At 69.2% G+C, this 23,569-nt stretch carries 22 protein-coding genes, 1 other RNA gene and 1 riboswitch; of the genes, 13 read left to right on the top strand and 10 right to left on the bottom strand.

Annotated features, from left to right (window positions below; translation table 11 throughout):
* Positions 1–34 precede the first annotated feature (34 nt).
* Positions 35–1,708 (bottom strand): dihydroxy-acid dehydratase, encoded by a 1,674-nt coding sequence (ilvD, locus tag A2G96_RS18665; protein WP_062801563.1) that lies wholly within the window; start codon positions 1,706–1,708, stop codon positions 35–37.
* A 294-nt stretch (positions 1,709–2,002) separates the two neighbouring features.
* Between ilvD and lgt the strand changes: the two genes are divergently transcribed.
* Positions 2,003–2,821 (top strand): prolipoprotein diacylglyceryl transferase, encoded by an 819-nt coding sequence (gene lgt / locus A2G96_RS18660; protein WP_062802243.1) that lies wholly within the window; start codon positions 2,003–2,005, stop codon positions 2,819–2,821.
* A gap of 29 nt (positions 2,822–2,850) precedes the next feature.
* On the opposite strand, the gene A2G96_RS18655 is transcribed toward lgt, so the two are convergent.
* Both A2G96_RS18655 and A2G96_RS18650 read right to left on the bottom strand, forming a co-directional pair.
* Positions 2,851–3,870: a M48 family metallopeptidase gene (locus A2G96_RS18655; RefSeq protein WP_062801562.1), complete on the bottom strand. Its 1,020-nt coding sequence runs from the start codon at positions 3,868–3,870 to the stop codon at positions 2,851–2,853.
* A 16-nt stretch (positions 3,871–3,886) separates the two neighbouring features.
* Complete coding sequence (locus A2G96_RS18650) at positions 3,887–4,990, bottom strand: YjgN family protein (RefSeq protein WP_062801561.1); 1,104 nt, start codon at positions 4,988–4,990, stop codon at positions 3,887–3,889.
* A gap of 755 nt (positions 4,991–5,745) precedes the next feature.
* Between A2G96_RS18650 and A2G96_RS18645 the strand changes: the two genes are divergently transcribed.
* The 5 genes from A2G96_RS18645 (at position 5,746) to A2G96_RS18625 (ending at position 11,608) form a co-directional block, all read left to right on the top strand.
* Complete coding sequence (locus A2G96_RS18645) at positions 5,746–6,465, top strand: GntR family transcriptional regulator (RefSeq protein WP_062801560.1); 720 nt, start codon at positions 5,746–5,748, stop codon at positions 6,463–6,465.
* Positions 6,466–6,535: 70 nt separating this feature from the next.
* Positions 6,536–7,966 (top strand): malonyl-CoA decarboxylase domain-containing protein, encoded by a 1,431-nt coding sequence (locus tag A2G96_RS18640; protein ID WP_062801559.1) that lies wholly within the window; start codon positions 6,536–6,538, stop codon positions 7,964–7,966.
* Positions 7,967–8,146: 180 nt separating this feature from the next.
* Entirely contained in the window at positions 8,147–9,157 is a 1,011-nt protein-coding gene (locus tag A2G96_RS18635) for a Bug family tripartite tricarboxylate transporter substrate binding protein (RefSeq protein ID WP_062801558.1), read from the top strand.
* Between the two features lie 44 nt (positions 9,158–9,201).
* On the top strand, positions 9,202–9,984 hold the full coding sequence (locus tag A2G96_RS18630; protein WP_062801557.1) for an enoyl-CoA hydratase/isomerase family protein: 783 nt from the start codon (positions 9,202–9,204) through the stop codon (positions 9,982–9,984).
* 70 nt (positions 9,985–10,054) lie between these two features.
* Positions 10,055–11,608, top strand: a complete 1,554-nt coding sequence (locus tag A2G96_RS18625; protein WP_062801556.1) for a malonate--CoA ligase — start codon at positions 10,055–10,057, stop codon at positions 11,606–11,608.
* 201 nt (positions 11,609–11,809) lie between these two features.
* Here the strand turns inward: A2G96_RS18625 and A2G96_RS18620 are convergent, their stop codons facing one another.
* From A2G96_RS18620 to A2G96_RS18595, 6 genes are all read right to left on the bottom strand, one after another.
* Positions 11,810–12,508 carry an SIMPL domain-containing protein gene (locus A2G96_RS18620; RefSeq protein ID WP_062801555.1) on the bottom strand — a complete coding sequence of 233 codons (699 nt, stop codon included), beginning with the start codon at positions 12,506–12,508 and terminating at the stop codon, positions 11,810–11,812.
* A gap of 132 nt (positions 12,509–12,640) precedes the next feature.
* Complete coding sequence (locus A2G96_RS18615) at positions 12,641–13,465, bottom strand: sulfite exporter TauE/SafE family protein (protein WP_062801554.1); 825 nt, start codon at positions 13,463–13,465, stop codon at positions 12,641–12,643.
* A 75-nt stretch (positions 13,466–13,540) separates the two neighbouring features.
* On the bottom strand, positions 13,541–13,981 hold the full coding sequence (locus tag A2G96_RS18610) for an EVE domain-containing protein (protein ID WP_062801553.1): 441 nt from the start codon (positions 13,979–13,981) through the stop codon (positions 13,541–13,543).
* 161 nt (positions 13,982–14,142) lie between these two features.
* Positions 14,143–14,360: non-coding RNA, 6S RNA (gene ssrS, locus A2G96_RS18605), on the bottom strand.
* A 236-nt stretch (positions 14,361–14,596) separates the two neighbouring features.
* Positions 14,597–14,929, bottom strand: a complete 333-nt coding sequence (locus A2G96_RS18600; protein ID WP_062801552.1) for a cell division protein ZapA — start codon at positions 14,927–14,929, stop codon at positions 14,597–14,599.
* Complete coding sequence (locus tag A2G96_RS18595; RefSeq protein WP_018008044.1) at positions 14,926–15,231, bottom strand: MreC domain-containing protein; 306 nt, start codon at positions 15,229–15,231, stop codon at positions 14,926–14,928. Before A2G96_RS18595 ends, A2G96_RS18600 begins: the two co-directional genes overlap by 4 nt.
* A 188-nt stretch (positions 15,232–15,419) precedes the next feature.
* Positions 15,420–15,713, top strand: a riboswitch (cobalamin riboswitch).
* Between the two features lie 74 nt (positions 15,714–15,787).
* On the opposite strand from A2G96_RS18595, the gene A2G96_RS18590 reads away from it, so the two are divergent.
* Genes A2G96_RS18590 through A2G96_RS18560 form a run of 7 tightly spaced genes read left to right on the top strand, consistent with a single transcriptional unit; the run spans position 15,788 to position 22,655 of the window.
* The gene (locus A2G96_RS18590) at positions 15,788–17,680 is read left to right on the top strand and encodes a TonB-dependent receptor domain-containing protein (protein ID WP_062801551.1); all 1,893 of its coding nucleotides are present in this window, start codon (positions 15,788–15,790) and stop codon (positions 17,678–17,680) included.
* A 24-nt stretch (positions 17,681–17,704) separates the two neighbouring features.
* On the top strand, positions 17,705–18,712 hold the full coding sequence (locus A2G96_RS18585) for a FecCD family ABC transporter permease (RefSeq protein ID WP_062801550.1): 1,008 nt from the start codon (positions 17,705–17,707) through the stop codon (positions 18,710–18,712).
* Positions 18,709–19,551 carry an ABC transporter ATP-binding protein gene (locus A2G96_RS18580; protein WP_062801549.1) on the top strand — a complete coding sequence of 281 codons (843 nt, stop codon included), beginning with the start codon at positions 18,709–18,711 and terminating at the stop codon, positions 19,549–19,551. The genes A2G96_RS18585 and A2G96_RS18580 overlap by 4 nt, the downstream gene beginning before the upstream one ends.
* Positions 19,544–20,176: a cob(I)yrinic acid a,c-diamide adenosyltransferase gene (gene cobO / locus A2G96_RS18575; protein WP_062801548.1), complete on the top strand. Its 633-nt coding sequence runs from the start codon at positions 19,544–19,546 to the stop codon at positions 20,174–20,176. The genes A2G96_RS18580 and cobO overlap by 8 nt, the downstream gene beginning before the upstream one ends.
* A 33-nt stretch (positions 20,177–20,209) precedes the next feature.
* Positions 20,210–21,250 carry a nicotinate-nucleotide--dimethylbenzimidazole phosphoribosyltransferase gene (cobT, locus tag A2G96_RS18570; RefSeq protein ID WP_062801547.1) on the top strand — a complete coding sequence of 347 codons (1,041 nt, stop codon included), beginning with the start codon at positions 20,210–20,212 and terminating at the stop codon, positions 21,248–21,250.
* The gene (locus tag A2G96_RS18565; protein ID WP_231909600.1) at positions 21,247–22,089 is read left to right on the top strand and encodes an adenosylcobinamide-GDP ribazoletransferase; all 843 of its coding nucleotides are present in this window, start codon (positions 21,247–21,249) and stop codon (positions 22,087–22,089) included. The genes cobT and A2G96_RS18565 overlap by 4 nt, the downstream gene beginning before the upstream one ends.
* Positions 22,074–22,655 (top strand): histidine phosphatase family protein, encoded by a 582-nt coding sequence (locus A2G96_RS18560; RefSeq protein ID WP_062801546.1) that lies wholly within the window; start codon positions 22,074–22,076, stop codon positions 22,653–22,655. The genes A2G96_RS18565 and A2G96_RS18560 overlap by 16 nt, the downstream gene beginning before the upstream one ends.
* Here A2G96_RS18560 and A2G96_RS18555 read toward each other — a convergent pair whose 3' ends face one another.
* The gene (locus tag A2G96_RS18555) at positions 22,656–23,567 is read right to left on the bottom strand and encodes a cobalamin-binding protein (RefSeq protein ID WP_062801545.1); all 912 of its coding nucleotides are present in this window, start codon (positions 23,565–23,567) and stop codon (positions 22,656–22,658) included.
* Positions 23,568–23,569: the final 2 nt, after the last annotated feature.

Here is a 23,569-nt window from a genome sequence, read left to right as displayed (position 1 = left end):
GCGAGGGGAGCAGACCGCCGGCATGCGAGACGCCTCAGTCCGTCACCGCCCCCTTGCTCGCCGTCGATGCCAGCCGCGCAAACTTCGCCAGCACCCCGCGTGTATAGCGCGGCGCCGGTGCCTTCCAGCCGGCGCGGCGCCGGGCCAGTTCTTCGTCCGATACGTTCAGTTGCAGCAGCAGCTGGTGCGCGTCGATGGTGATCGAGTCGCCCTCCTGCACCAGCGCGATGTTGCCGCCGACGTACGCCTCCGGCGCGACGTGGCCGACCACCATGCCCCAGGTGCCGCCCGAGAAGCGGCCGTCGGTGATAAAGCCGACCGACTCGCCCAGGCCCTTGCCGATGATGGCCGAGGTCGGCGCCAGCATCTCCGGCATGCCGGGGCCGCCCTTGGGGCCCAGGTAACGCAGCACCAGGATGTCGCCGGGGTTGATGCGGTCGGCCAGGATCGCGTCCATCGCGCTCTGCTCGTCCTCGAACACGCGCGCCGGGCCGGTGATGACCGGGTTCTTCAGGCCGGTGATCTTGGCGACCGCGCCTTCCTCGGCGAGGTTGCCCTTCAGGATGGCCAGGTGGCCCTCGGCGTAGAGCGCCCGCTCGATCGGCAGGATCACGTCCTGGTCTGCGCGCGGGGCGTCGGGCACGTGCTCGAGTTCCTCGGCCAGGGTGCGGCCGGTGATGGTGATGCAGTCGCCGTGCAGCAGGCCGGCCCTGAGCAGGATCTTCATCACCTGCGGGATGCCGCCGGCGCGGTGCAGGTCGGTCGCCACGTACTGGCCCGACGGCTTGAGGTTGCAGATCACCGGCACCTTGCGGCGGATGCGCTCGAAGTCGTCGATGCTCCATTCCACCTCGGCGGCATGCGCGATCGCCAGGTAGTGCAGCACCGCGTTGGTGGAGCCGCCGGTGGCCATGATCAGCGCCACCGCGTTCTCGATCGACTCGCGCGTGATGATGTCGCGCGGCTTGAGGTCGCGCTTGACCGCCTCGACCAGCACCCGCGCCGATTCGGCGGCGCTGTCGACCTTTTCCTGGTCCGGGTTGGCCATGGTCGACGAATAGAGCAGCGACATGCCCAGCGCCTCGAACGACGAACTCATGGTGTTGGCGGTGTACATGCCGCCGCACGAGCCGGTGGACGGGCACGCGTTGCGTTCCACCCCTTCGAAGTCTTCCTCGCTCATGCGCCCCGCGGTGAACTCGCCGACGGCCTCGAACGACGACACGATGGTCAGGTCCTTGCCCTTCCAGTGGCCCGGCTTGATGGTGCCGCCGTAGACGTAGATGCCCGGCACGTTGGTGCGCGCCAGCGCGATCATGCCGCCCGGCATGTTCTTGTCGCAGCCGCCGATCACCACCACGCCGTCCATCCACTGGCCCTGCGCCGCGGTCTCGATGCAGTCGGCGATGACCTCGCGCGAGATCAGCGAGTACTTCATGCCTTCGGTGCCCATCGACATGCCGTCCGAGATGGTGGGCGTGCCGAACACCTGCGGGTTGGCGCCGGCGGCCCTGATCGCGTCGATGGCGGCGTCGGCCAGGCGCTGCAGGCCGGCATTGCACGGCGTGATGGTCGAATGGCCGTTGGCGATGCCCACCATCGGCTTGTCGAAGTCCTCCTTCTGGTAGCCGAGCGCGTAGTACATCGACCGGTTGGGGGAGCGCGCCACGCCTTGCGTGATGTGCCGGGAGCGCTTGTTGAATGCCATGGTGGGGGCCTCCGGGATTGTTGTTCTATGCCGCCGCGGGCGCGCGGCGGGCGCTGTGATGGGGCAAGAATGACGCGTGCGTCTGGGTGTGTCAAATGGATTGTCCGGGCGCCGGCGAGCGCCGCCGGTGCCGTCTGCCTCGCGGGGCGGCGCGGTTATTTGTGACATCATTACGGGCTACGATGCGTGCGCGGGCCAGGCGCTGGCATTGCCATGCAACCTTCGCCGCACCCGCGCGTCTTACTGGCGCCGCACGGCGCGCGCCGCCGCCTCACAACCACCATTCACGCCAACATGCTGATTCATCCCCAGTTCGACCCGGTTGCCATCCACCTGGGCCCGCTTGCGATCCGCTGGTACGGGCTGATGTACCTGGCCGGGTTCGTCATGTTCCTGTGGTTCGGGCGCCTGCGCATCCGCCAGCCGCATATCGCCGCCAAGGGCTGGACCACGCGCGACCTCGACGACATGCTGTTCTTCGGCGTGCTGGGCGTGATCCTGGGCGGGCGGCTGGGCTACGTGCTGTTCTACAAGCCGTCGTACTACCTGTCGCACCCGATGGAGATCTTCAAGGTGTGGGAGGGCGGCATGGCCTTCCATGGCGGCTTTCTGGGCGTGGTGGTGGCGATGTGGCTGTTCGGCAAGCTGCGCCGGCGCCACTGGATGGAAGTGACCGACTTTATCGCACCGATGATCCCGTGCGGGCTGGCCGCCGGGCGCATCGGCAACTTCATCAACGGCGAGCTGTGGGGCCGCGCCACCGACCTGCCGTGGGGCATGATCTTCCCGCAGGCCGGCGACAATATCCCGCGCCATCCGTCGCAGCTCTACCAGTTTGCCGGCGAGGGCGTGGCACTGTTCATCATCCTGTGGCTGTTCGCGCGCAAGCCGCGGCCGATGGGAGCGGTGTCGGGCGTCTTCCTGATCGGCTACGGCGCGTTCCGCTTCGCCGCGGAGTTCGCGCGCGAGCCCGACAACTTCCTTGGCCTGCTGGCGCTGAAGCTGTCGATGGGGCAGTGGCTGAGCCTGCCGATGATCCTGGCAGGCATCGCCATGGTGATCTGGGCCTATCGCCGCCAGCCCGGCGCCGGCGCGCCGCAGCCGGCGGCCTGACTCCCGCTTTTCCCCCGCGCGCTGCGCGGCTAGCGGCCGGCGCGGCGCAGTGCGTCGATGCGCGCCTGCGTGTGCGGGTGCGTCGACAGGAAGTCTTCGCCGCGCTCCGCCTGCGCTTCATCGGGCTTGCTCTCGCGCTGCTCCAGCGCCACCAGCACGTCGGCCAGCGCCGCGGGCGGCAGGCCGTTGCGCTGCATCACGTCGATGGCATAGGCGTCGGCCTCGCGCTCGTGGTCGCGCGAATAGCGCAAGGTCAGCATGGCGGCGGGCACGCCCGCCAGCACCGACGAGATATCGCCGAACAGGTAGGCCGACAGCGCGGCCAGAGCCGAGCCCTGGATCACCTGCTGCAGCCCGTGGCGGCGCGCCACGTGGCCCGCCTCATGGGCCAGCACCCCCATCAATCCGGCGCCGGTGCCCGCCACGCCGACCAGCTCGTCGGTAACGATGATGATGCCGCCCGGCAAGGCCAGCGCATTGGCGCCGATCTCGCCGCCCTGGCGGAACAGGATCTGGTAATGGTGTGCCGCGTCGCGCGGGCGCCGCAGCGCCGCGAAGCCGGCGCGGATCTTCGCCTGCTCGGCGGCCGGCAACTGCGTCGGCGCGAGCATGCCCTGGTCCAGGCTTTCCAGCGTCAGCTGGCCGAGCCGGGCCTCCAGTTCCGCCGGCACCGCGCGTGCCATCATGCCCGCGCCCCATGGCAGCAACACGTAGTAGCCCAGCACCAGCACCGCCACCAGCGCCGCCACGGCCACGCCGGCCAGGCGCCAGCTGTTCTGCGCGCGCGCCACCAGGCCGTCGCGGTGGCCGGTGGCGGCCAGCAACCGGTCGAAGGCGGCATGGTCGGTGACCTCGCAGAAGGCCCCGTCGGCAAAGGTGACCAGCCGCGGCGCGCGGCGCACGCGTTCCGACACGCGCAGCTGCGACAGCGGCGCGCGTCGCAATTCGGCGCCGTCGGCGTCGCGCAGCACGGCCTGCTGCGCCTCCACGGCCAGCGTGGCCGGATGCGCGCGCGACGAGCGCCCGTCGAAGAAGGTGACCGGGATCATGGCGCGTCAGAGCGTGTCAGAGCGCGATGTCGATGTCGTACCAGTCTACCGCCGCGTCGCCCAGCGCGCCCACCTGCTGGGCCTCGCCGGCGACGAAGCTGTCGAGCGGGCCCGCCGCAAGCATGGTCACGCACTGCAGCCGGTAGCGCGTGGCGCGCACGCGCGCGAACGGCAGGAACAGGCCCAGCGTCAGCGCGATCGCAATCAGGTTGGTGACAAAGATAAAGACCATGCGCGCGGCGCTGACCTCGCTGCGGAACGCGTGCGGCGCCAGCGTGGTGTGGCTCCACACCACGTTCTGCAGCCGCGCCATCAGGTAGGGGCTGACCGACAGCATGCCCAGGTAGAAGCCGGCGATGCCGAAGCCAAGCAGCGCCGCCGCGCCGAAGTTGCCGATGCCCGGCGCCATCAGGAAGCCGGCCGCGGCCATCACCAGCGTGCCCGCCAGCACCACGCCGAAGGCGCGCAGGTAGGTCCGGTAGAAATCGCCCGCGCAGGCGTGGAAGCCGAACGGTGCCGTGCCGAAGCGGGTGTGGTTATGCTGGTAGCGCTTGAAGCGCTGGTGCGCCAGCGGCCCCAGCAGGCCCAGCGTGGCGACCGCGGCCAGCGGCCACAGCACGAATACCCGGTAGGCCTCGGCATCGCCGCCGGTGAAGCCGAAGCGCAGGCCGCGGTAGCTGGAGTTGGCCATGCGGAAGCGCAGCGAGCGCACCAGCAGCAACGGAAACACCGCCAGCAGCACCACCAGCATCGCCAGCGCCAGGAACGGCGAGAAGGTCGACGCGAACTGGAACGCGAGCACCAGCCCGAACACGATGGCCCGGCCTTTCAGGATCGCCGACGGCTTGCCGTGGTAGTCGAAGCTGGCGCCGTCCAGCCGCGTATTGCGATAGAAGTACTGCAGCGTGCGCACCTTGGCCCAGGCGGAATAGATGCCCAGCGTGACGATGGTCAGCAGCGCATTGACGATCCAGATACGGAAGTATTCGGAGCCCGATCCGGTGAAGCTCAGCGCCAGCGGCCGCAGCGCGGCAGCGCGTGGGCCGTGGGGCGCTGCCGGTTCGGCCGGTTCGGCCGGTTCGGCCGGGGTGGCCAGGGTGAAATCGCTGCCAGCTTGCATGGCGTGAACTCCGGAGTGAGGTGCGATGGATACAGGAGAAACCCGCGGGAGCCGGCGCCTGTTTCAAAAACGCAACGATGCCAGGCAAGGCAATTGCGGCGACGGCCTCACATTCTGACACCGATAAATATCGCTGACGGCACAATTTGCATGGCCGCGCGCCGTCAGCCGGTGCCGCAACGCGGGCACCATGGAAAACCCTCGTAACAGTTTGGAAACATCCTGTTACACTGATCTCATCCTGTAACAAATTGCGGTTCGGTGCCATCCATAAAATCAAGGGCTTAGCCCGACTGGCACGTAAATCGCTATTGTCATTGTTACAAGATGAGCGGCGAGCCACAGCCGCCAACGGCAGTGCGAGGGGGGAGCAAGGCTCTTTCGGGTCGAGAGTTACGCCAGCCGCTCTGCACGGATCAAAGGGCACGGGAAAATCCACGCGCTTTGGCGCGTTTGCAACAGGGGTGGCGCAGGGCCAGCGCCAGGTCAATCCATGGACCCACGCGACGGATGCATTCGTGTCCGCCAGCGATGAATCACGCAGTACGGCAGTTCTTTCAGGCGCGGGCGTTTCCTTGCGGGGAGGCAAGGGACGCCCGCCGCACCTCACCGCATTCCATCCCGCTCCATCCGCGCGCCCGACCTTGCGGCGCACCATCGAAAGTCCTTGTATCGTTCGCGCCCTAATCCATAATTATGAATTATGAGATCCGGTGCGCACGCCATCGGATCCTCCGTGCGATACAGGAGGTGGCATGCGCATCGTCCAGCAGGCGCTGTATCTGGAAGTGGCAGACCGGCTGCGCGCCATGATCGACGCGCATACGCTGGTGCCGGGCGCATGGATCGACGAAAGCGCGATGGCCGAAACGCTGGGCATCTCGCGCACGCCGCTGCGCGAGGCGCTCAAGGTGCTTGCCGCCGAAGGCCTGGTGCGGCTGGAGCCGCGCCGGGGATGTTTCGTCAATGAACTGTCCGAACAGGACCTCGACGAGATCTTCCCGCTGATGGCGCTGCTCGAAGGGCGCTGCGCCTACGAGGCCGCGCGCAACGCCACCCGCGCCGACCTCGACGCGCTCGACGGCCTGCATGCCGACCTGGCGCGCTATGCGCAGGCCGGCGATATCGACGCCTACTACGAGACCAACGCCCAGATCCATGAAGCAATCCAGCGGCTGGCGGGCAACCGCTGGCTGAGCGGGCTGATCAGCGACCTGCGCAAGGTGCTGCGGCTGTCGCGCCACAAGAGCCTGAAGCTGCCGGGGCGGATCCACGAATCCTGCGCCGAGCACCTGAGCGTGTTTGCCGCGCTCAAGGCGCGCGACCCCGAAGGCGCCGAAGCCATGATGAAGACCCATTTGCTGCGCCAGCGCGGCGCGCTGCAGGCGCTCGATGCCGGCGGCGCCGCGCTGGCGGCGGATGCCAGGGCCATGCGCGCCCCGCCGGCCTTGCGCGTGGCGGGCGCGGAAGACTAAACCCCGCACACCGCCGCGCGAGCCACAGTTTCCCCCACGTTCACATCGATGCATCCAAGGCAGGTACCGCATGAACTCCTTCGATACAGGTGACCAGAAGATCAGCGCGCCGCTGGGCGAGAGCGAGCCGTCCAGCTCCAATATCCTGTCGCGGCTGGGCCGCTGGTGGGGGCGCAAGGGCGAGGCCGATGCCAGGGCCAACGGCGATGCCAAAGCCGCCCCGGCTGACGGCGAGGCGCCGCTGCCGCCGCGCGTGGTGCGCCGCCAGCGCGAGCAGCTGCGCCTGTGCTTCGATGCGCGCCTGACCGATGGTGCCGCCAATGCCGCCGCGCAGGCCTGGCAGGCCGAATACGAAGCCGCCGATGAAGCCACGCGCCGCGGCATGCTGGCGGTGCTGGCCGAGGTCGCCAGCAGCGGCAGCGAATACGCCGCGGCCGAGGGCGACAAGGGCGCGCGCGCGGGCCAGGCGCAGTCCAACGCCCGCATCCGCTTCTTCAAGCGGCTGGCCGCGCTGCACGGCCAGCGCGGCAACAGCGCCTGCGGCCTGCACTTCCTGATCCAGCTGCGCGCCGACATGCTGCGCTGGCAGCGCCGCATGCCCGGGCTGCGCCCGCTCGACGACGACCTCGAAGGCTTGTTCTCCAACTGGTTCGACGTCGGCCTGCTCGAGCTGCAGCCGATCACCTGGGACTCGCCCGCGTCGCTGCTGGAAAAGCTGATCCGCTACGAGGCCGTGCACGAGATCGCCTCGTGGACCGACCTGCGCAACCGGCTCGATTCCGACCGCCGCTGCTACGCCTTCTTCCACCCGCGCATCCCGCGCGAGCCGCTGATCTTCGTCGAGGTGGCCTTTGCCCCCGAGATGGCCGCCGACGTCCATACCCTGCTGGACGAAGCCGCGCCGCTGGAAGACCTGCGCCGCGTCAAGTGGGCGATCTTCTATTCGATCAGCAACACCCAGGCGGGGCTGCGCGGCGTCAGCTTCGGTAACTTCCTGCTGAAGCGCGTGATCGAGGAAGTGCAGCGCGAATTCCCCAAGGTCAAGCAGTTCGCCACGCTGTCGCCGATCCCCGGCTTTGCCGACTGGCTGCGCAAGCAGGACGGCGAGGCCGTGGCGCGCGTGCTGGGCGACAAGCGGCTGGCGCGCTGGAGCGAGCGCCACGGCGACGCGCCCGTCGACGGCGCGGCGTGGCTTGAGGCGCTGGCGCCGGATGCCGCCGATGCCGTGGTGCGCGACACCGCGCTGACGCTGGCCGCGCACTTCCTGGTGCGCGAGCGCAACCAGTCGATGCCGGCCGACCCGGTGGCGCGTTTCCACCTTGGCAACGGCGCCTGCGTGGAGCGGCTCAACTGGGGCGCCGACCTGTCGCGCAAGGGCCGCAGCCAGAGCTGCGGCATGATGGTCAATTACCTTTACGTGCCCGAGGCGCTGGATGACAATCTGGCACGCCTGGGCGCAGGCAACCCGCGCATCAGCCGCAGCGTCGGCAAGCTGCTGTGATCCTGGTCCGGTCACGGGGATTGCCCTTGCCCTTGTCCTTACCCCTTGCACCCGCGGCGCCGCGCGCGCCGCGTCGTTTTGACGGGAGCCATGTCGTAGAAGCAAAGCCGGCCGCGTAACGTCCATGCGGACGCGCGCGGCAATCAGATTGACTTTCCAGAAGAGAGAGAGGAGACAAAGATGAATCGTCGTCAGTTCAGCCTGGCCGCCTGCGCGCGCGCAGCGGGCCTGGTTCTCGGCGTGGCCGGCATTGGTGCCGGCGCCATGCTCGCCGCCCCCGCGCACGCCGATACCTGGCCGTCCAAGCCGGTCACCGTGATCGTGCCGTTCCCCGCCGGCGGCGGCACCGACGCCTTCGCGCGCCCGCTGACCGCGCAGCTGTCCAAGCAGCTGGGCAAGCAGTTCGTGATCGACAACCGCGGCGGCGCCGGCGGCACGGTCGGCGCCAGCCTCGCGTCCAAGGCCGCGCCGGACGGCTACACCGTGTTTATCGGCGGCGCCCACCACGCCATCGCGCCGTCGTTCTACAAGAAGCTGGACTACGACATCGAGAAGGACTTCATTCCGGTCACGGTGATCGCGCAGCCGCCGCAGGTGGTGGTGGTCAATCCCAACCGCGTCAAGGCCAACACGCTGCAGGAGCTGATCGCCTACGCCCGCGCCAACCCCGGCAAGCTCAACTACGGCTCGGCCGGCAACGGCTCGTCGCACCACCTGGCGGGCGAGCTGTTCAAGATCCAGACCAAGACCTTCATCACCCATATCCCGTACAAGGGCGCCGGCCCGGCACTGTCCGACCTGATCGCGGGCCAGGTCGACCTGATGTTCGACGGGCTGGGCTCGTCGGCACAGCATATTCGCGCGGGCCGCATCAAGGCGCTGGCGGTGGCGTCGAGCAAGCGCTCGCCCGCCTTCCCCAACGTGCCGACCGCGGCCGAGGCCGGCGTGCCCAACTACGAGGTGTCGACCTGGTACGCGATGTGGGTGCCCAAGGGCACGCCGAAAGACATTGTCGACCGCCTCTATGCCGAGACCGAGAAGGCGCTGAACACGCCGGAGCTGAAGCAGGTCTGGCTGAACAACGGCTCGGAAACGCCGGCGTTCACGCCGGAGCAGTTCGGCCAGTTCCAGCACGCCGAGATCCGCCGCTGGGCCCAGGTGGTGCAGCAGTCCGGCGCCAAGATGGACTGACGCAAGCTTATGCCCATGCCGATCCGAAGCCGGGGGATGCGCCCATGAGCGGCACCGTGCGTTTTGCCACGCAGGGCACCACCGCCACCGTGACGCTGGCGCACGCGGGCAAGCTCAACGCCATTTCCGCGCAGATGTGGCGCGAGCTGGCGGCGGGCTTTGCGCGCCTGTCGGCGGACAACTCGCTGCGCTGCGTGGTGGTGCGCGGTGCCGACGGCAACTTTGCCGCCGGCGCCGACATTGCCGAGTTTCCCGCCGAGCGCGGCGACGAGGCCGCGGTGCGCCACTACCATATGGCGACCATCGCGCCCGCGCTGGCGGCGGTAGCGCAATGCACGCATCCCACCGTGGCGATGATCGAAGGCGTGTGCGTGGGCGGCGGGCTGGAAATCGCCTGCCACTGCGACCTGCGCATCGCCGCGTCGGACAGCCGCTTCGGCGTGCCGATCAACCGGCTCGGCTTCCCGATGGCGCCCGGCGAGCTGCAAGGCCTGCTGGCGCTGGCGGGCCGCGCCGCGACGCTCGAGATCCTGCTCGAAGGCCGCGTCTTCGACGCCGCCGAGGCGCGCGAAAAAGGCCTGCTGACGCGCGTGGTCGAACCCGCCGCGCTGGCCGCCGAGGTCGACGCCACGGTGCGCCGCATCGCCGCCGGCGCGCCCGCCGCGGCGCGCATCAACAAGGCCACCATCCACCGGCTGGCGCCATCGCCGGCGCCGCTGTCGCCGGCCGAACTGGCCGCGCATTTCGCCTATGCCGAAGGCGCGGACCACGCCGAAGGCGTCGCCGCGTTCCTGGCGCGGCGGCCACCACAGTTTCGCGGGGAGTAGGGCGCGCCGACGGCACTGCTTCCCATGATTGCTTTCCATTGCTTCCTTAGCCTTTCGTTCGCTCCTCGCCATGAACGCCAACCTGTTCGCCCTGTTCGAATCCCGCTTCCCCGCTGACCGTACCGCCTGCTGCATCGAGACGCACGACGGCCTGTACTACAGCTGGGACGACCTTGACCGCGCCACCGCCAAGCTGGCCAACCTGCTGGCCTCGCTGCACCTGCCCGAAGGCGCGCGCGTGGCGGTGCAGGTGGAAAAATCGCCCGAAGCGCTGTTCCTGTACCTGGCCACGCTGCGCGCCGGCTATGTCTACCTGCCGCTGAACACGGCCTACCAGGAAGCCGAGATCGACTACTTCGTCGGCAATGCCGAGCCGTCGGTGGTGGTCTGCAGCAGCAAGAATTTCGGCTGGGTCTCCAAGGTCGCGTTCCGCCACGGCGTGAACCATGTGTTTACGCTCGACGACGACCGCAGCGGTTCGCTGCTGTCGCGCGCCGCGGGCAAGGCCGATACCTTCGAGACCGTGGCGCGCGCCGACGATGACCTCGCCGCCATCCTCTATACCTCCGGCACCACCGGCCGCAGCAAGGGCGCGATGCTGAGCCACCGCAACCTGGCTTCCAACGCGCAGACGCTGCACGAGTTCTGGGGCTGGCGCAGCGACGACGTGCTGCTGCACATGCTGCCGATCTTCCATGTGCACGGCCTGTTCGTCGCCTCGCATGGCGCGTTGCTGGCCGGCGCCAAGATGATCTGGGCGCCGAAGCTGGACATGGCGCAGGTGCTGAAATTCCTGCCGCGCTGCACCGTGATGATGGGCGTGCCCACCTACTACGTGCGCATGCTGCAGGAGCCGCGCTTCGACGACGACACCTGCCGCCGCATGCGCCTGTTCGTGTCGGGTTCGGCGCCGCTGCTGCTGGAAACCTTCGACGCCTTCCGCGAGCGCACCGGCCATACCATCCTGGAGCGCTACGGCATGAGCGAGACCGTGATGCTGGTGTCCAACCCGTATGACCCGGCGCTGGGCGAGCGCATCGGCGGCACCGTCGGCATGCCGCTGCCGGGCGTGTCGGTGCGCGTGGTCGATGGTGAAGGCAAGCCGTGCGCACCCGGCGAGATCGGCAATGTCGAGGTAAAGGGCCCGAACGTGTTCCAGGGCTACTGGCGCATGCCGGAAAAGACCAGGGAAGAGTTTACCGACGATGGCTGGTTCAAGACCGGCGACGTCGGCCGCTTTGGCGGCGTCATCGTCAGCCAGGCCGGCGAGCGCGCGGTGCCCGACCACTACCTGACCATCGTCGGGCGCAGCAAGGACCTGATCATCTCGGGCGGCTACAACGTCTACCCGAAGGAAATCGAGAGCTTTATCGACGAGATGCCGGGCGTGGCGGAGAGCGCCGTGATCGGCGTGCCGCATGCGGATTTCGGCGAGGCGGTGGTGGCGGTGGTGGTACGCAAGCCCGGCGCCGACATCGACGAGGGCGCGCTGATCGGCACGCTAAAGGGCCGCATCGCCAACTTCAAGGTGCCCAAGCGCGTGCACGTGGTCGACGAGCTGCCGCGCAATACCATGGGCAAGGTGCAGAAGAACGTGCTGCGGGAGAAGTTTGCGGGGCTGTGAGCGCTGCGTTGAGCGCTGCTGAGCGACTCATATCGCTGCGGGTTTGCTCCCCTCTCCCGCCTGCGGGAGAGGGGCCGGGGGAGAGGGCAGGCGCCGGCATGCCGACGCGCTTCACTTCGTTGATGCTCCGGCCCTCTCCCCCACCCCTCTCCCGCAAGCGGGAGAGGGGAGCCTTTGCCAGTGGCGGTGGCAAGCGCCAGCTTACTTCAGCATCTGCACCGACCCGTTCACCGACACCGTGACCTGGGTCTTGCCGCCTTCGACCGGCACCGGCACCGCGGCGTCGGCCATCATGGCCTTGGCGGCGCCGTACATGCGCGGCACCGGCGGCATCATGCCGGTCTCGTTCACGTTGACTTCACGGATGGTGTAGCTGTTGTAGCCGAACAGTTTGGTCGTGGCCTGCGCCTTGTTGCGGAACGAGGCGATGGCCTGCTCGGCGAGCTTGGCCTCGGCGGCCTCGCGCGCTTCGCGCGACAGCGAGAAGGCGATGTTCTGCACCTGCATCTGGCTGGCCAGCTCGCCCGCGAGCCTGGACACCGCCGCGAAATCGCGCGACTTCAGGATGACCTCCGAGCGCCCGCGCCAGGTGCTGATGCGGCCGTTGCGGTCGGTGCTGGGGTGGATGGTGAAGCCGCCGGATTCGGCGGTCACGCCCTGCACGCGGCGCGCCTGCGTGATGACGGTCTGGGTCCGCGTCGACAGGGCCGAGGAAATCGCCGCCGGTTCGGCGCCTTCCTGCTCAGCGGCCAGCGTCAGGTGCACGATATCGGTCGGCACTTCGGTGACGGCCTGCGCGGTCAGCGACAGCACGCCCGACGGCGTTTCCGTAGGACCGCCGTGCGCCGAGGCGACGATGGCGGTGGTGCCGAGCAGGGTGGCGGCGAGCCATTGTTTCATGTGGTTCTCCCAATCAAACGTGATGGGTATCAGACGCGGCCGCAGCGGCGATCGTTCCGCGACATTGCAAACGATTGTTGCGATGGTGCCGCGCGTGTGGTCGCGCTTCCCCCGTGCGGGTGACGGGGGTCGTCAGAACGCCTGCCAGGCCTTCCACAACATATACGTGGCCAGGCACAGCAGCAGCACGGCGAAGACCTTGCGCAGCTGGTCCACGTCCATGCGGTGCGCGGTGCGCGCGCCCAGCGGCGCGGTCAGCACGCTGGCCGCGGCGATCACCAGCAGCGCGGGCAGGTAGAGATAGCCGAGCGACGCGGCCGGCAGTCCGGGCGCGTGCCAGCCGCTCCAGATATAGCCCGCCACGCTGGCCGCGGCGATCGGGAAGCCGAGCGCGGCCGAGGTCGCCACCGCGTTGTGGATCGGCACGTTGCACCAGGTCATGAACGGCACCGAGACAAAGGCCCCGCCCGCGCCTACCAGGCTGGACAGGAAGCCGATCACGCCGCCAGCGCCGGCCATGCCGGCAAAGCCCGGCAGCTGGCGCCCCGGCTTGGGCCGCCGGTTGCGCAGCATCTGCAGCGCCGAGAAGCCGACGAAGCCCGCGAACGCCAGCGACAGCCAGCTGGTCTTCAGCGCCGCGAAGACTTTGCCGCCGCCGACCATGCCGCCGATCACGATGCCGGGCGCCAGCGCCAGCACGATCGGCCAGCGCACCGCGCCGCGCTTGTGGTGCGCGCGCACCGAAGACAGCGAGGTGAACAGGATGGTGCCCATCGAGGTGGCGATCGCCATATGGACGATGGCTTCGCCGGCAAAGCCCAGGCTGGTGAACAGCAGCGTCAGGAACGGCACCATCATCATGCCGCCGCCCACGCCGAGCAGCCCGGCGCAGAAGCCGGTGAAGGCGCCCAGCGCGAGCAGGGCGGGGATCAGTACCGGCAGGTTGTCGAACGGCATCGTGTCAGCAAGTCGTTGTTATTGTCGTCAGCCTTGCCGCGCAAGGCCTGCTTGGTTGCGGCAGCGCCCGGCCGGTCAGTCCATCAGCTTGCCGGTGATATAGCGCCATTGCGCCGGCGTGACCGGCGTGATCGAGAGCCGGTTGCCGCGCCGGAGCACCACCATGTCGGCCAGCGCTTCATGCTCGCGCAGCTCGGCCAGCGGGATCAGCCGGCTCTTGCGTTCGAAGCGCACGTCGACCAGCAGCCAGCGCGGCGCCTCGGCCTTCGAGGCGGCGTCGAAATACGGGCTCTTGCGGTCGAACTGCGTGGGGTCGGGGTAGGGCGCGGAGCAGACCTCGGCCAGTCCGGCGATGCCGGGCTCGGGGCACGACGAGTGGTAGAACAGCACGCCGTCGCCCACCTGCATGGCATCGCGCATGAAGTTGCGCGCCTGGTAGTTGCGCACGCCGGTCCACGGCAGCGTCCGTTCGCGGGCGAGGTCGTCGATGCTGGCCTCGTCGGGTTCCGATTTCATCAGCCAGTACTGGCGGGCGCGTTGGTTCTGGTTAGGGCTCACGGCGCTGCTCAGGAAAGGAAGGCCTGTGCGCACGGCACGGGCAAGCATGCGGGCAAAGGAAAAGGCAAAGACAGAAGGCAAAGAAAAAGGCGATGGTTCAGAAAACCACCGCCTTTTAGGGGGTCCCCGCCTCGGCCGCTGGGTCGGCATCCTGAACCCAAGTGAGGTTCAGAGTGGCTGCGGAAGTCGCATTTCGGGTACATCATCCACTCAGGGAGTCCAGGCCAGGCCCGGACTATGAATGCGACGACGCGCTCGCCCACGCGACATAATCCCGCACCATGCAATGCATATCGGTTCAAGGAGTTTATGACCCTCACGAACCAGGCAGGGAAACTGTCAAACGTCTGACTGTCCACGTGCTGGATGTCAGACGTTTGCCGTTTCTAACAAGGATGGGATGAAAACGGCGGCCAGGCGCGATAACCTGACCTGTCAGCTGCACTTCTGTGGTGCCTCGTGCAGTCTGGCTACACTATACACCGCGTTGCAGGGCATACCAAGTGTGCTCGCGCGTGTCGTTACATTTTGCGCGGCAGCGCGGCATCTGCAGCACATCCCATCCTTTGGCGCTCAGCCGCGCGTACCGGTGCCCACGTGGGCATATTGCCGCAGCGCTTCGTCGGCGCGGTCGTTCAGTTCGCGGATGCGCGCGCGGATGGCATCGACCGGGATCGCGCCCTCGGCCTGCTGCTTGCGCTGCAGCGACAGCAGGTCCGAGGCGATGCTGATCGCGGCCATCACCGCCACGCGCTCGACGCCCTTGGCCGCGCTGCCGCTGCGCAGCTTGTTCATCTGCGTGTCGACCAGCGCCACGGCCTCGAGCAGCGCGGCCTCGTTCTCGGGCGCGATGGCGAAACGGTAGGCCTGGCCGGCGATATTGACTTCGACTTGCTTGTTGCTCATGCGTGTTCTCCGGGGGCCTTGTGCGCTTCGGCCTCTTCGCCGAGCAGGTCGAGCTGGCGCGTGTCGCTGGCGGTCGGCAGCTTGTCAAGGATGGACTGGATGCGCAGCTGCGCTTCCTCGATCTTGATATTGAGCAGTTCGCGGTCGGCGGCCATGGCCTCGCGCTCGCCGCGCAACTGCGCGGCTTCGCCCTCCAGCCGCGCGATCTCGTCGCGCAGCCGCTGGTTCTCCGCCGCCAGGGTGTCCGCATGGTGCAGCACGCGCCCGATCTTGGCGGCCAGTTGTTCGAGTTCGGTGAGCATAGGGCCTGTCATGATGGGAGTAGTGTCAGGTATCGCGATTCTAGCCGATGCGCCGGCATGCACAATGCGGAGGAAAGGTTTGTGACCGGCCGCCCGCATGGAAGTTGCAGGCTTCTGCACCTAAAACCCCACCAGAGTTGTGACAAAACACTACTGGCAGCCGCGTTGACGCGGGGGGCGAAACGCCATAGACTCGCGCACGTTCCAGGTGCTCGCCCTTTTCGTCCCTGGCGAAAGGGCAGTTCAACGGGAAACAGGGAGCCGGGCCGGCTGCGCGCCGGACAGGCCAACCTGTGCTGCCCCCGCAACGGTAAGCGACCGCGGTGCGCATGCGCCAGCCACATCGCTGGCAAGGCCCGATCCGTCATCGGATGCCAGGCCACATGCCCGCAGGACCGGCCACACGCCACTGAACCGCAGGTTCGGGAAGGCGCCGGTTCCGTGTCGCCAGCCCGGATACCGGCCTGAACGCGGGCTGCCGCCCGTGCGCGGCACGCCTCATCGCCATATGGCCCGCGGGGGAACGGGCCCGGCTGTTCCTATCCAGTCCTGCATCATGCGTTCATCGCTTCACAGGTCGACCCGCCCGGCAAGCCCGGCGGTGCGTCCGTCCGTGCCCGCCATCCTGGCGGCCGTGGCCTCGTTCACCCTCGTTCCCGGTACCGCTTCCGCGCAGGCGGCGGACAGCCGCACCGCGCAGCTCGCGCCGGTGGTGGTCACTTCCACCCGCACCGCCCAGTCGATCACCGAAGCGCTGCCGCACACCACCGTGGTCACGCAGCAGGACATCGCCAATACGCAGGCGCCGGACCTGCGCACGCTGCTGCGCAGCCAGGCCGGCGTCGAATTCGCGACCAACGGCGGCATGGGCAGCAATACCTCGCTGTTCATGCGCGGCGCCAACTCCAACCAGACCCTGATCCTGGTCGATGGCGTGCGGGTGTCGTCGGCCAGCAGTGGCACCGCGCAGCTGGCCAATATCCTGCCCGACCAGATCGACCGCATCGAGGTGGTGCGCGGCAACGTCTCGGCGCTGTACGGCTCGGACGCGATCGGCGGCGTGGTGCAGATCTTTACCAAGAGCGGCGCGGGCCAGGCGCCGGCGGCCAACGCCGCGGTCGAGTACGGCAGCAACAATACGCGCCAGGGCACGGTCGGCTATGGCGGCCAGGTCGGCGACACCTCGTTCAACCTGACCGGCTCGGCGTTCAAGACCGACGGCTTCTCGTCGATCAATACCAGGCAGGCGCCGCGCGCCAACCCCAACGACAACCCGTACGAGAACCAGAGCGTGTCGGGGCAGGTGAAGCACCGCTTCACGCCCAACTGGGATGCGGGCATCACCGGCTACTACTCGAAGAGCAAGCTGTCGTTCGACAGCGCCTTCGGCCGCCCCACCGACGAGAACCGCACCAACAGCGAGCTGTACACGCTGTCGGCCTTCGTCAACGGCAAGCTGGGCGCGGACTGGACCACGCATTTCAAGCTGTCGCAGAGCGAGGACCGCAGCGATACCTTCCTCAACAGCAGGCCCAACGGCACCTTCAATACCCGCAACCGCCAGTTCAACTGGCAGAACGAATATGCGCTGGCCGCCGGCCACACGCTGCTGTTCGGCACCGACTACCTGCAGCAGGAGCTGGATTCCAGCGCCTACGGCGCGCCGACGCGCAATGTGTTCTCGGTGTTCGGCGGCTATGACGGGCGCTTCGGCAAGCACCAGCTGCAGCTCAACGCGCGCAACGACCACTATTCCGACTTCGGCAACCAGGGCAGCTTCCTGGCCGGCTACGGCTACAACCTGACCGATGCGTTCAAGCTGATCGCCAGCGTCAGCAATGCCTTCCGCGCGCCGACCTTCAACGAGCTGTACTACCCCAACTTCGGCCAGCCCAACCTGCAGCCCGAGCGTGCCAAGTCGGTCGAGGCCGGCGTGCAGTACACCACCGCCAGCGCCGGCCTGCTGCGCGTGACCGCGTTCGAGACGCGCTACCACGACCTGATCGTCTCGGCGCTGCAGCCCAGCGGCATGTTCCTGGCGCAGAACGTCAACCAGGCCAAGGTGCAGGGCATCGAGGCCTCGTGGCGCGCCAGCGTCTACGGCACCGACATCGGCGCCAGCGTGACCTTCCAGAACCCGGTCGACGAGCAGACCAACACCCAGCTGCTGCGCCGCGCGCGCCGCCATGCCGCGCTGGACGTGGGCCGCAATGTCGGCAACTGGCGCTTTGGCGGCGAATGGCTGCTGTCGTCGTCGCGCATGGACTCCGGCTCGCGCCGGCTGGGCGGATACGGTATCGTCAACCTCAACGCCCGCTACAACATCGACAAGCAATGGTTCATCGCCGCCCGCGTCGAAAACCTGTTCGACAAGGACTACCAGCTCGCCTACCCCTACAACACGCAGGGGCGCGCGGGCTTCATCACGCTGGGCTGGCGCCAGCGATGAGCGCGCGGGCGCGCCCTGAGTTCCATGCCTGAGTTCCGGCGCGCGCTGGCGATCTGGCTGGTGCTGGCGTTCGCGGCGCTGCTGGCGTTCGCCTTGTCATTGGCGCTGGGCAGCGTTGCGCTCGATGCCCGCGAGTTGTGGCTGGCGCTGAGCGGCGCCGACACCGGCACCGCCGGCGCCATCGTGCATGAGCTGCGCCTGCCGCGCGCGGCCGCGGCCTTTGCCTGCGGCGGGCTGCTGGCGCTGTCCGGCGCGCTGATGCAGGTGCTGCTGCGCAACCCGCTGGCCGAGCCCTATGTGCTGGGGGTATCCGGCGGGGCCTCCACCGCCGCGCTGCTGGCGATGCTGGCGCTGGCGCCGTGGTGGGGCGTGCAGGCGGCCGCGGCGCTCGGCGCGTTGCTGGCGATGGTGCTGGTGGCCTCGCTGGCGCGGCGCGACCTGCTGCATCCGCAGGTGCAGGGCGGCCATCGCGAAGCCGGCGCGCGCCTGCTGCTGACCGGCGTGATCCTGGCCGCCGGCTGGGGCGCGGTGATTACGCTGATCCTGTCAATCGCGCCGGAGTCGCGCCTGCGCGGCATGCTGTTCTGGCTCACCGGCGACCTGGGCGGCACCGCCAGCTACGGCGGCGCGCTGGCCATGCTGGTGGCGGCGCTGCTGCTGGCGATGCCGATGGCGCGCGCGCTCAACGTGATGCTGCTGGGCGAGACCGTGGCGCAGGCGCTGGGCGTGCGCGTCGGCCGCGTGCGGCTGGCGACCTTCATGCTGGCATCGCTGTGCATTGCCGCGGCCATCACCACCGCCGGCTCGATCGGCTTTGTCGGGCTGGTGGTGCCGCACCTGGTGCGGCTCGCCTGGGGCAATGACCAGCGCATGCTGCTGCCGGCCGCGACGCTGCTGGGCGGCGCGCTGCTGATGGCGGCCGACCTGATCGCGCGCACCGTGGTGGCGCCGGCGCAGCTGCCGGTGGGCGTGATCACCGGGCTGCTGGGCGTGCCAACTTTTCTGTACCTGTTGTTGCGGAGGCCGCGATGAACTCGGGCGCGCACTGGTCCGTTCCGCTCGCTGCCTGTCCGCGGCTGGCGCTGCGCGAACTGCGCCTGCGCACCAGCCAGCGCGTGCTGGTGGAGCGCCTGAGCCTGACCATCGGACCGGGCGAGCTGTGGTGCATCGCCGGTCCCAACGGCGCCGGCAAGTCCACGCTGATGACGGTGCTGGCCGGATTGCGCCACGCCGACGGCGGCAGCGTCGAGATCGACGGCACCGCGCCGGCGCTGGTCGACCCCGCGCTGCTGGCGCGCCAGCGCGCCTACCTGCCGCAGGCGGTGCACGACACCTTCCCGATGCCGGTGCTCGACGCGGTGCGCGTGGGCCGCCATCCGCACCTGTCCGGCTGGGGCTGGACCGGGCGCGAGGACGACCGTATCGTGCACGACGTGATCCGCGCCATGGACATCGAGGCGCTGGCCGCGCGCGATGTGCTGACGCTGTCCGGCGGCGAGCGCCAGCGCGTGTCGCTGGCCGCGGCGCTGGCGCAGCAGGCGCCGCTGCTGTTGCTGGACGAACCGGTCTCGCACCTGGACCTGCGCCACCAGATCCTGGTGCTGGAGCAGCTGGCCGAGCTGGCGCGCGCGGGACGCCACGCCATCGTGGTGATCCTGCACGACCTGACGCTGGCATTGCGCTACGCCACCCACGCGCTGCTGATGGCCGAAGACGGCACCGCGCTGCACGGCCCCGCCGCGCAGGTGCTGACCCCCGAACACTGCTCGCGCGCGCTGCGCACCGCGATCGTCAGCGTCAGCGACGGCGCACATACCGCGCTGATTCCCGACGGCGCGCGCCCGACCACACCGAACTCACACCATGACTGAAAACCACAACCCCGCCACGCAGGACCCCGACCGCGATGCCCGCCACAAGGCGCGCATGGTGCGCAAGAAGGAAGTCGTCGATGCGAAGATCGCCGCCGCGCAGGACGAGCGCGGCGTGATCGTCATCACCACCGGCAACGGCAAGGGCAAGTCCAGCTCCGGCTTCGGCATGGTGGTGCGCGCGCTCGGCCATGGCATGCGCGCCGGCGTGGTCCAGTTCATCAAGGGCGCGCAGCCCACCGGCGAAGAGATGTTCCTGCGCCGCTTTCCCGACCAATGCGCCTTCCACGTGATGGGCGAGGGCTATACCTGGGAAACCCAGGACCGGTCCCGCGACGTGGCCAAGGCCGAGGCCGCGTGGGAGGTGGCGCGCGCCATGCTGCGCGACCCCGGCATCGGCCTGGTGCTGCTCGACGAGCTCAACATCGCGCTCAAGCTGCACTATCTTGAGGTGGAGCAGGTCATTGCCGACCTGCGCGCGCGCCCGCCGATGCAGCACGTGGTCATCACCGGCCGCGGCGCGCCGCCGGCGCTGGTGGAGGCGGCCGACACCGTTACCGACATGACCCCGGTCAAGCACGCGTTCCAGCAGGGCATCAAGGCCCAGCGCGGCGTGGAAATGTAGCCCTATTTTTTCTGAGTACCCGATCCAGGCATCATGCAGTTTCCCGAAATCCCTCCGCTCGACGCTGCGCTGCGCCCCGTGCTGCAGGCCGCCATCGATGACAAGACCAAGCCGCTCGGCGCGCTCGGCCGGCTTGAAGCATTGGCCCTGCAGCTGGGCCTGATCCAGGGCAGCGCGCGGCCGGTGCTGCGGCGGCCCACGGTGATCGTGTTCGCCGCCGACCATGGCGTCGCCGACGCCGGTGTCAGCGCCTATCCGGCCGAGGTCACCGCGCAGATGGTGCAGAACTTCCTGGCCGGCGGCGCGGCGATCAATGTGTTCTCGCGCCAGCACGGCATTGCGCTGGAGATCGTCGACGCGGGCGTGCGCGTGCCGCTGCCGGCGGCGCCGGGGCTGGTCAACTGCCGCATCGCCGACGGCACCCGCAACTTCGCCAACGAGCCGGCGATGACGCCGGAGCAGGCCGCCGCGGCGATGACCGCCGGCATGGCGCGCGTGCTGCGCCATGCGCAGCAGGGCTGCAATGTGATCGGCTTCGGCGAGATGGGCATCGCCAACACCTCGGCCGCCGCGTGCCTGATGCAGCGGCTGACCGGCCTGCCGCTGGAGGACTGCATCGGGCGCGGCACCGGCCTGGACGACGCCGGCCTGGCGCGCAAGCGCGAGGTGCTGGCCGCCGCGCTGGCGCGGCATGCGCACGCGCAGGCGCCGCTGGACGTGCTGGCCACCTTCGGCGGCTTCGAGATCGCGATGATGGCCGGCGCCTTCCTGGCCGCCGCGGCCAGCCGCATGGTGATCCTGGTCGACGGCTTTATAGCCACGGCCGCGCTGCTGGTGGCGCAGCGGCTGGACCCGAACGTGCTGCAGTACTGCGTGTTCACGCACTGCTCGCACGAGCGCGGCCACCGCGCGCTGCTGGCGCAGTTCGACGCGGCGCCGCTGCTGGCGCTGGACCTGCGCCTGGGCGAAGGCACCGGCTGCGCGCTGGCGTGGCCGCTGCTGGCCTCGGCCGCGGCGTTCCTGAACGAGATGGCGACCTTCAGCGGCGCCGGCGTCAGCACCGCATCGCCATGAGCGCGCCGACCGACCCGGTGCCCGTGCCTGAACCCGGCCCCGATCCCCGCAGCCCCGCGGGCGTGGCTGGCGAACTGCGCTATTTCCTGACGGCGCTGGGCTATTTCACGCGCGTGCCGCTGCCGGGATGGCTGGCGCGCTGGGTCGGATTCGAACCGCATTACCTGCATGCCGCCGCACGCTACTTCCCGCTGGTCGGGCTGCTGGTGGGCGGTATCGGCGCGCTGTTCACCTGGGGTGCGATGCAATGGTGGCCGCCAGGCGTGGCCGTGCTGCTGGGCATGGCCGCGACGCTGCTGCTGACCGGCGCCTTCCATGAAGACGGGCTGGCCGATTGCGTCGACGCCTTCGGCGGCGCGTGGCAGCGCGACGACGTGCTGCGCATCATGCACGATTCGCGCATCGGCGCGTTCGGCGCGATTGCGCTGGTGCTGGCGCTGCTGCTGAAGTGGCAGCTCTTGGTGGCGATCGCCGGGCGCGGCGGCAGCGCGGTGCTGCTCGCCGTGCTGGTCGCCGCGCACGCCGCCAGCCGCGCGATGGCGGTCAGCTATCTCGCCACGCTGGCCTACGTGCGCCCCGAGGGCAAGGCCAAGCCGGTGGCGCAGAAGCTGGCCGGCGCGGGCCTGGTGTTCGCGCTGCTGTGCGGGCTGGTGCCGCTGTGGCTGGTATCGCCATGGTTTTGCGCGGCGGCCGTGGCGGCGTTGCTGGTGCTGCGCGTGCTGCTCGGCCGCTACTTCGTGCGCCGCATCGGCGGCTATACCGGCGACTGCCTGGGCATGGCCCAGCAATGCGCCGAAATCCTGCTCTACCTGGTGGCCGCGGCATGGACGTGGTCCTGATCCGCCATGCACAGCCGCAGGTGCCGGCGGGTACCTGCTATGGCTGCCTCGACCTGCCGCTGCTGGCGCCGCTGACGCCGCCTGCCGCGCGCATCGTTGCCGGCCTGCCGGCACCGGACCGCATCGTGGCCAGCCCGCTGGCACGCGCGCTGGGCACGGCGCAGGCACTGGCCCAGGCATGGCCGGGCGGCGTGCCGGGCATCGACACCGAACCTGCGCTGCGCGAAATCGACTTCGGCAGCTGGGAGGGCGTGGCCTGGAATGCGATCGACCGCGGCGCGCTCGACCAGTGGGCTGCCGACCTGCTGCATGCGCGCCCTCATGGCGGCGAATCGCCGGCACAGGCGATGGCGCGGGTCGTTGACTGGGCCGCGACGCTGGCCGGGCAGCGCGCGCAATGTCTGTGGGTGGTCGGCCATGCCGGGCCGATGCGCATGCTGGCGGCGCACTGGCTGGGCGTGCCGCTGGCGGCCACGGTCGGATGGGAGCTGGGCTTTGGCGCCAGCTGCGGCTTCAGGCTGGAGCCGGGCGGGGCGCGGCTGGGCTGGTGGAACCGCGCCGGCTGATCAGCGCGCCGGCCGCCGGCTGCGCGCGGTGTCGAGGTCCTTGCACAGCTGCGCCGCGCCCTGCACCACGCGCGGGCCGGCACGGTTGAGCAGGTCGCCGTCGATCACGAACAGGTTGTTGCGCGCCACCGCCGTGACCTGCTTCCAGCGCCGCCACATCTCGAAATCCGGCAACGGCTGGTCCGAGCGCGTGGCGCCCATGCCCGCCGTCACCATTGCTTCCGGATTGCCCGCGATCACCGCTTCGACCGATACGGTCGGCACCAGCGGCGCCTCGGCCGCGAACAGGTTGCGGCCGCCGCACAGCGCCAGCATGTCGCTGACCAGATGCTGGCCGTTGAGCGTCATCAGCGGCTGCTGCCAGACCTGGTAGAACACCGTCACCGGCGCGCGTGCCGCATACGTCTTGCGCAGCGTGTCCACCTGCTGGCGGAAGCCGTCGGCGGCGCGCCGCGCGGTGGCGTCGGTGCCCAGCAGCGTGCCGAGCTTCTCGATGTTGTCCGGGATCGCCGCCAGCCGGCGCGGCTCGCTGTAGAAGATCGGAATGCCGAGTGCCCGCAGCCGGTCGGTCTGCTTCTGCGCATTGCCGTGGCGCCACACCACGATCAGGTCGGGACTGAGCGCGGCGATGCGTTCCAGGTCCAGCGCCTTGTTGTCGCCCACGCGCGCGATCTCGCGCGCCTGCGGCGGGTAGTCGCTGTAGCTGACGGTGCCGACGATGCGGTCGCCCGCGCCCGCGGCGAACAGCATCTCGGTGATGTGCGGCGCCAGCGAGACCACGCGGCGCGCGGGCTGCGCCAGGGTCACGGTCTGGCCGGCGTCGTCGGTGACGGAGACCGTGGCGGTGGCGGTGGCGGGCAGCGCGGCGAACAGCAGCGCGGAAGCGGTGAACAGGGTGAGGCGGCTCGGCATGG

Origin of the sequence: Cupriavidus nantongensis, assembly GCF_001598055.1 — a bacterium.
GTDB classification, from domain to species: domain Bacteria; phylum Pseudomonadota; class Gammaproteobacteria; order Burkholderiales; family Burkholderiaceae; genus Cupriavidus; species Cupriavidus nantongensis.
Note: the sequence above shows the minus strand (reverse complement) of the source record. Positions and strands in the feature narration are given on the sequence as shown.

Bases quoted from the DNA above. Each gene is read 5' to 3' on its own strand.
- ilvD (WP_062801563.1), bottom strand. From the start codon at position 1,708: ATGGCATTCAACAAGCGCTCCCGGCACATCACGCAAGGCGTGGCGCGC.
- lgt (WP_062802243.1), top strand. From the start codon at position 2,003: ATGCTGATTCATCCCCAGTTCGACCCGGTTGCCATCCACCTGGGCCCG.
- A2G96_RS18655 (WP_062801562.1), bottom strand. From the start codon at position 3,870: ATGATCCCGGTCACCTTCTTCGACGGGCGCTCGTCGCGCGCGCATCCG.
- A2G96_RS18650 (WP_062801561.1), bottom strand. From the start codon at position 4,990: ATGCAAGCTGGCAGCGATTTCACCCTGGCCACCCCGGCCGAACCGGCC.
- A2G96_RS18645 (WP_062801560.1), top strand. From the start codon at position 5,746: ATGCGCATCGTCCAGCAGGCGCTGTATCTGGAAGTGGCAGACCGGCTG.
- A2G96_RS18640 (WP_062801559.1), top strand. From the start codon at position 6,536: ATGAACTCCTTCGATACAGGTGACCAGAAGATCAGCGCGCCGCTGGGC.
- A2G96_RS18635 (WP_062801558.1), top strand. From the start codon at position 8,147: ATGAATCGTCGTCAGTTCAGCCTGGCCGCCTGCGCGCGCGCAGCGGGC.
- A2G96_RS18630 (WP_062801557.1), top strand. From the start codon at position 9,202: ATGAGCGGCACCGTGCGTTTTGCCACGCAGGGCACCACCGCCACCGTG.
- A2G96_RS18625 (WP_062801556.1), top strand. From the start codon at position 10,055: ATGAACGCCAACCTGTTCGCCCTGTTCGAATCCCGCTTCCCCGCTGAC.
- A2G96_RS18620 (WP_062801555.1), bottom strand. From the start codon at position 12,508: ATGAAACAATGGCTCGCCGCCACCCTGCTCGGCACCACCGCCATCGTC.
- A2G96_RS18615 (WP_062801554.1), bottom strand. From the start codon at position 13,465: ATGCCGTTCGACAACCTGCCGGTACTGATCCCCGCCCTGCTCGCGCTG.
- A2G96_RS18610 (WP_062801553.1), bottom strand. From the start codon at position 13,981: ATGAAATCGGAACCCGACGAGGCCAGCATCGACGACCTCGCCCGCGAA.
- A2G96_RS18600 (WP_062801552.1), bottom strand. From the start codon at position 14,929: ATGAGCAACAAGCAAGTCGAAGTCAATATCGCCGGCCAGGCCTACCGT.
- A2G96_RS18595 (WP_018008044.1), bottom strand. From the start codon at position 15,231: ATGCTCACCGAACTCGAACAACTGGCCGCCAAGATCGGGCGCGTGCTG.
- A2G96_RS18590 (WP_062801551.1), top strand. From the start codon at position 15,788: ATGCGTTCATCGCTTCACAGGTCGACCCGCCCGGCAAGCCCGGCGGTG.
- A2G96_RS18585 (WP_062801550.1), top strand. From the start codon at position 17,705: ATGCCTGAGTTCCGGCGCGCGCTGGCGATCTGGCTGGTGCTGGCGTTC.
- A2G96_RS18580 (WP_062801549.1), top strand. From the start codon at position 18,709: ATGAACTCGGGCGCGCACTGGTCCGTTCCGCTCGCTGCCTGTCCGCGG.
- cobO (WP_062801548.1), top strand. From the start codon at position 19,544: ATGACTGAAAACCACAACCCCGCCACGCAGGACCCCGACCGCGATGCC.
- cobT (WP_062801547.1), top strand. From the start codon at position 20,210: ATGCAGTTTCCCGAAATCCCTCCGCTCGACGCTGCGCTGCGCCCCGTG.
- A2G96_RS18565 (WP_231909600.1), top strand. From the start codon at position 21,247: ATGAGCGCGCCGACCGACCCGGTGCCCGTGCCTGAACCCGGCCCCGAT.
- A2G96_RS18560 (WP_062801546.1), top strand. From the start codon at position 22,074: ATGGACGTGGTCCTGATCCGCCATGCACAGCCGCAGGTGCCGGCGGGT.
- A2G96_RS18555 (WP_062801545.1), bottom strand. From the start codon at position 23,567: ATGCCGAGCCGCCTCACCCTGTTCACCGCTTCCGCGCTGCTGTTCGCC.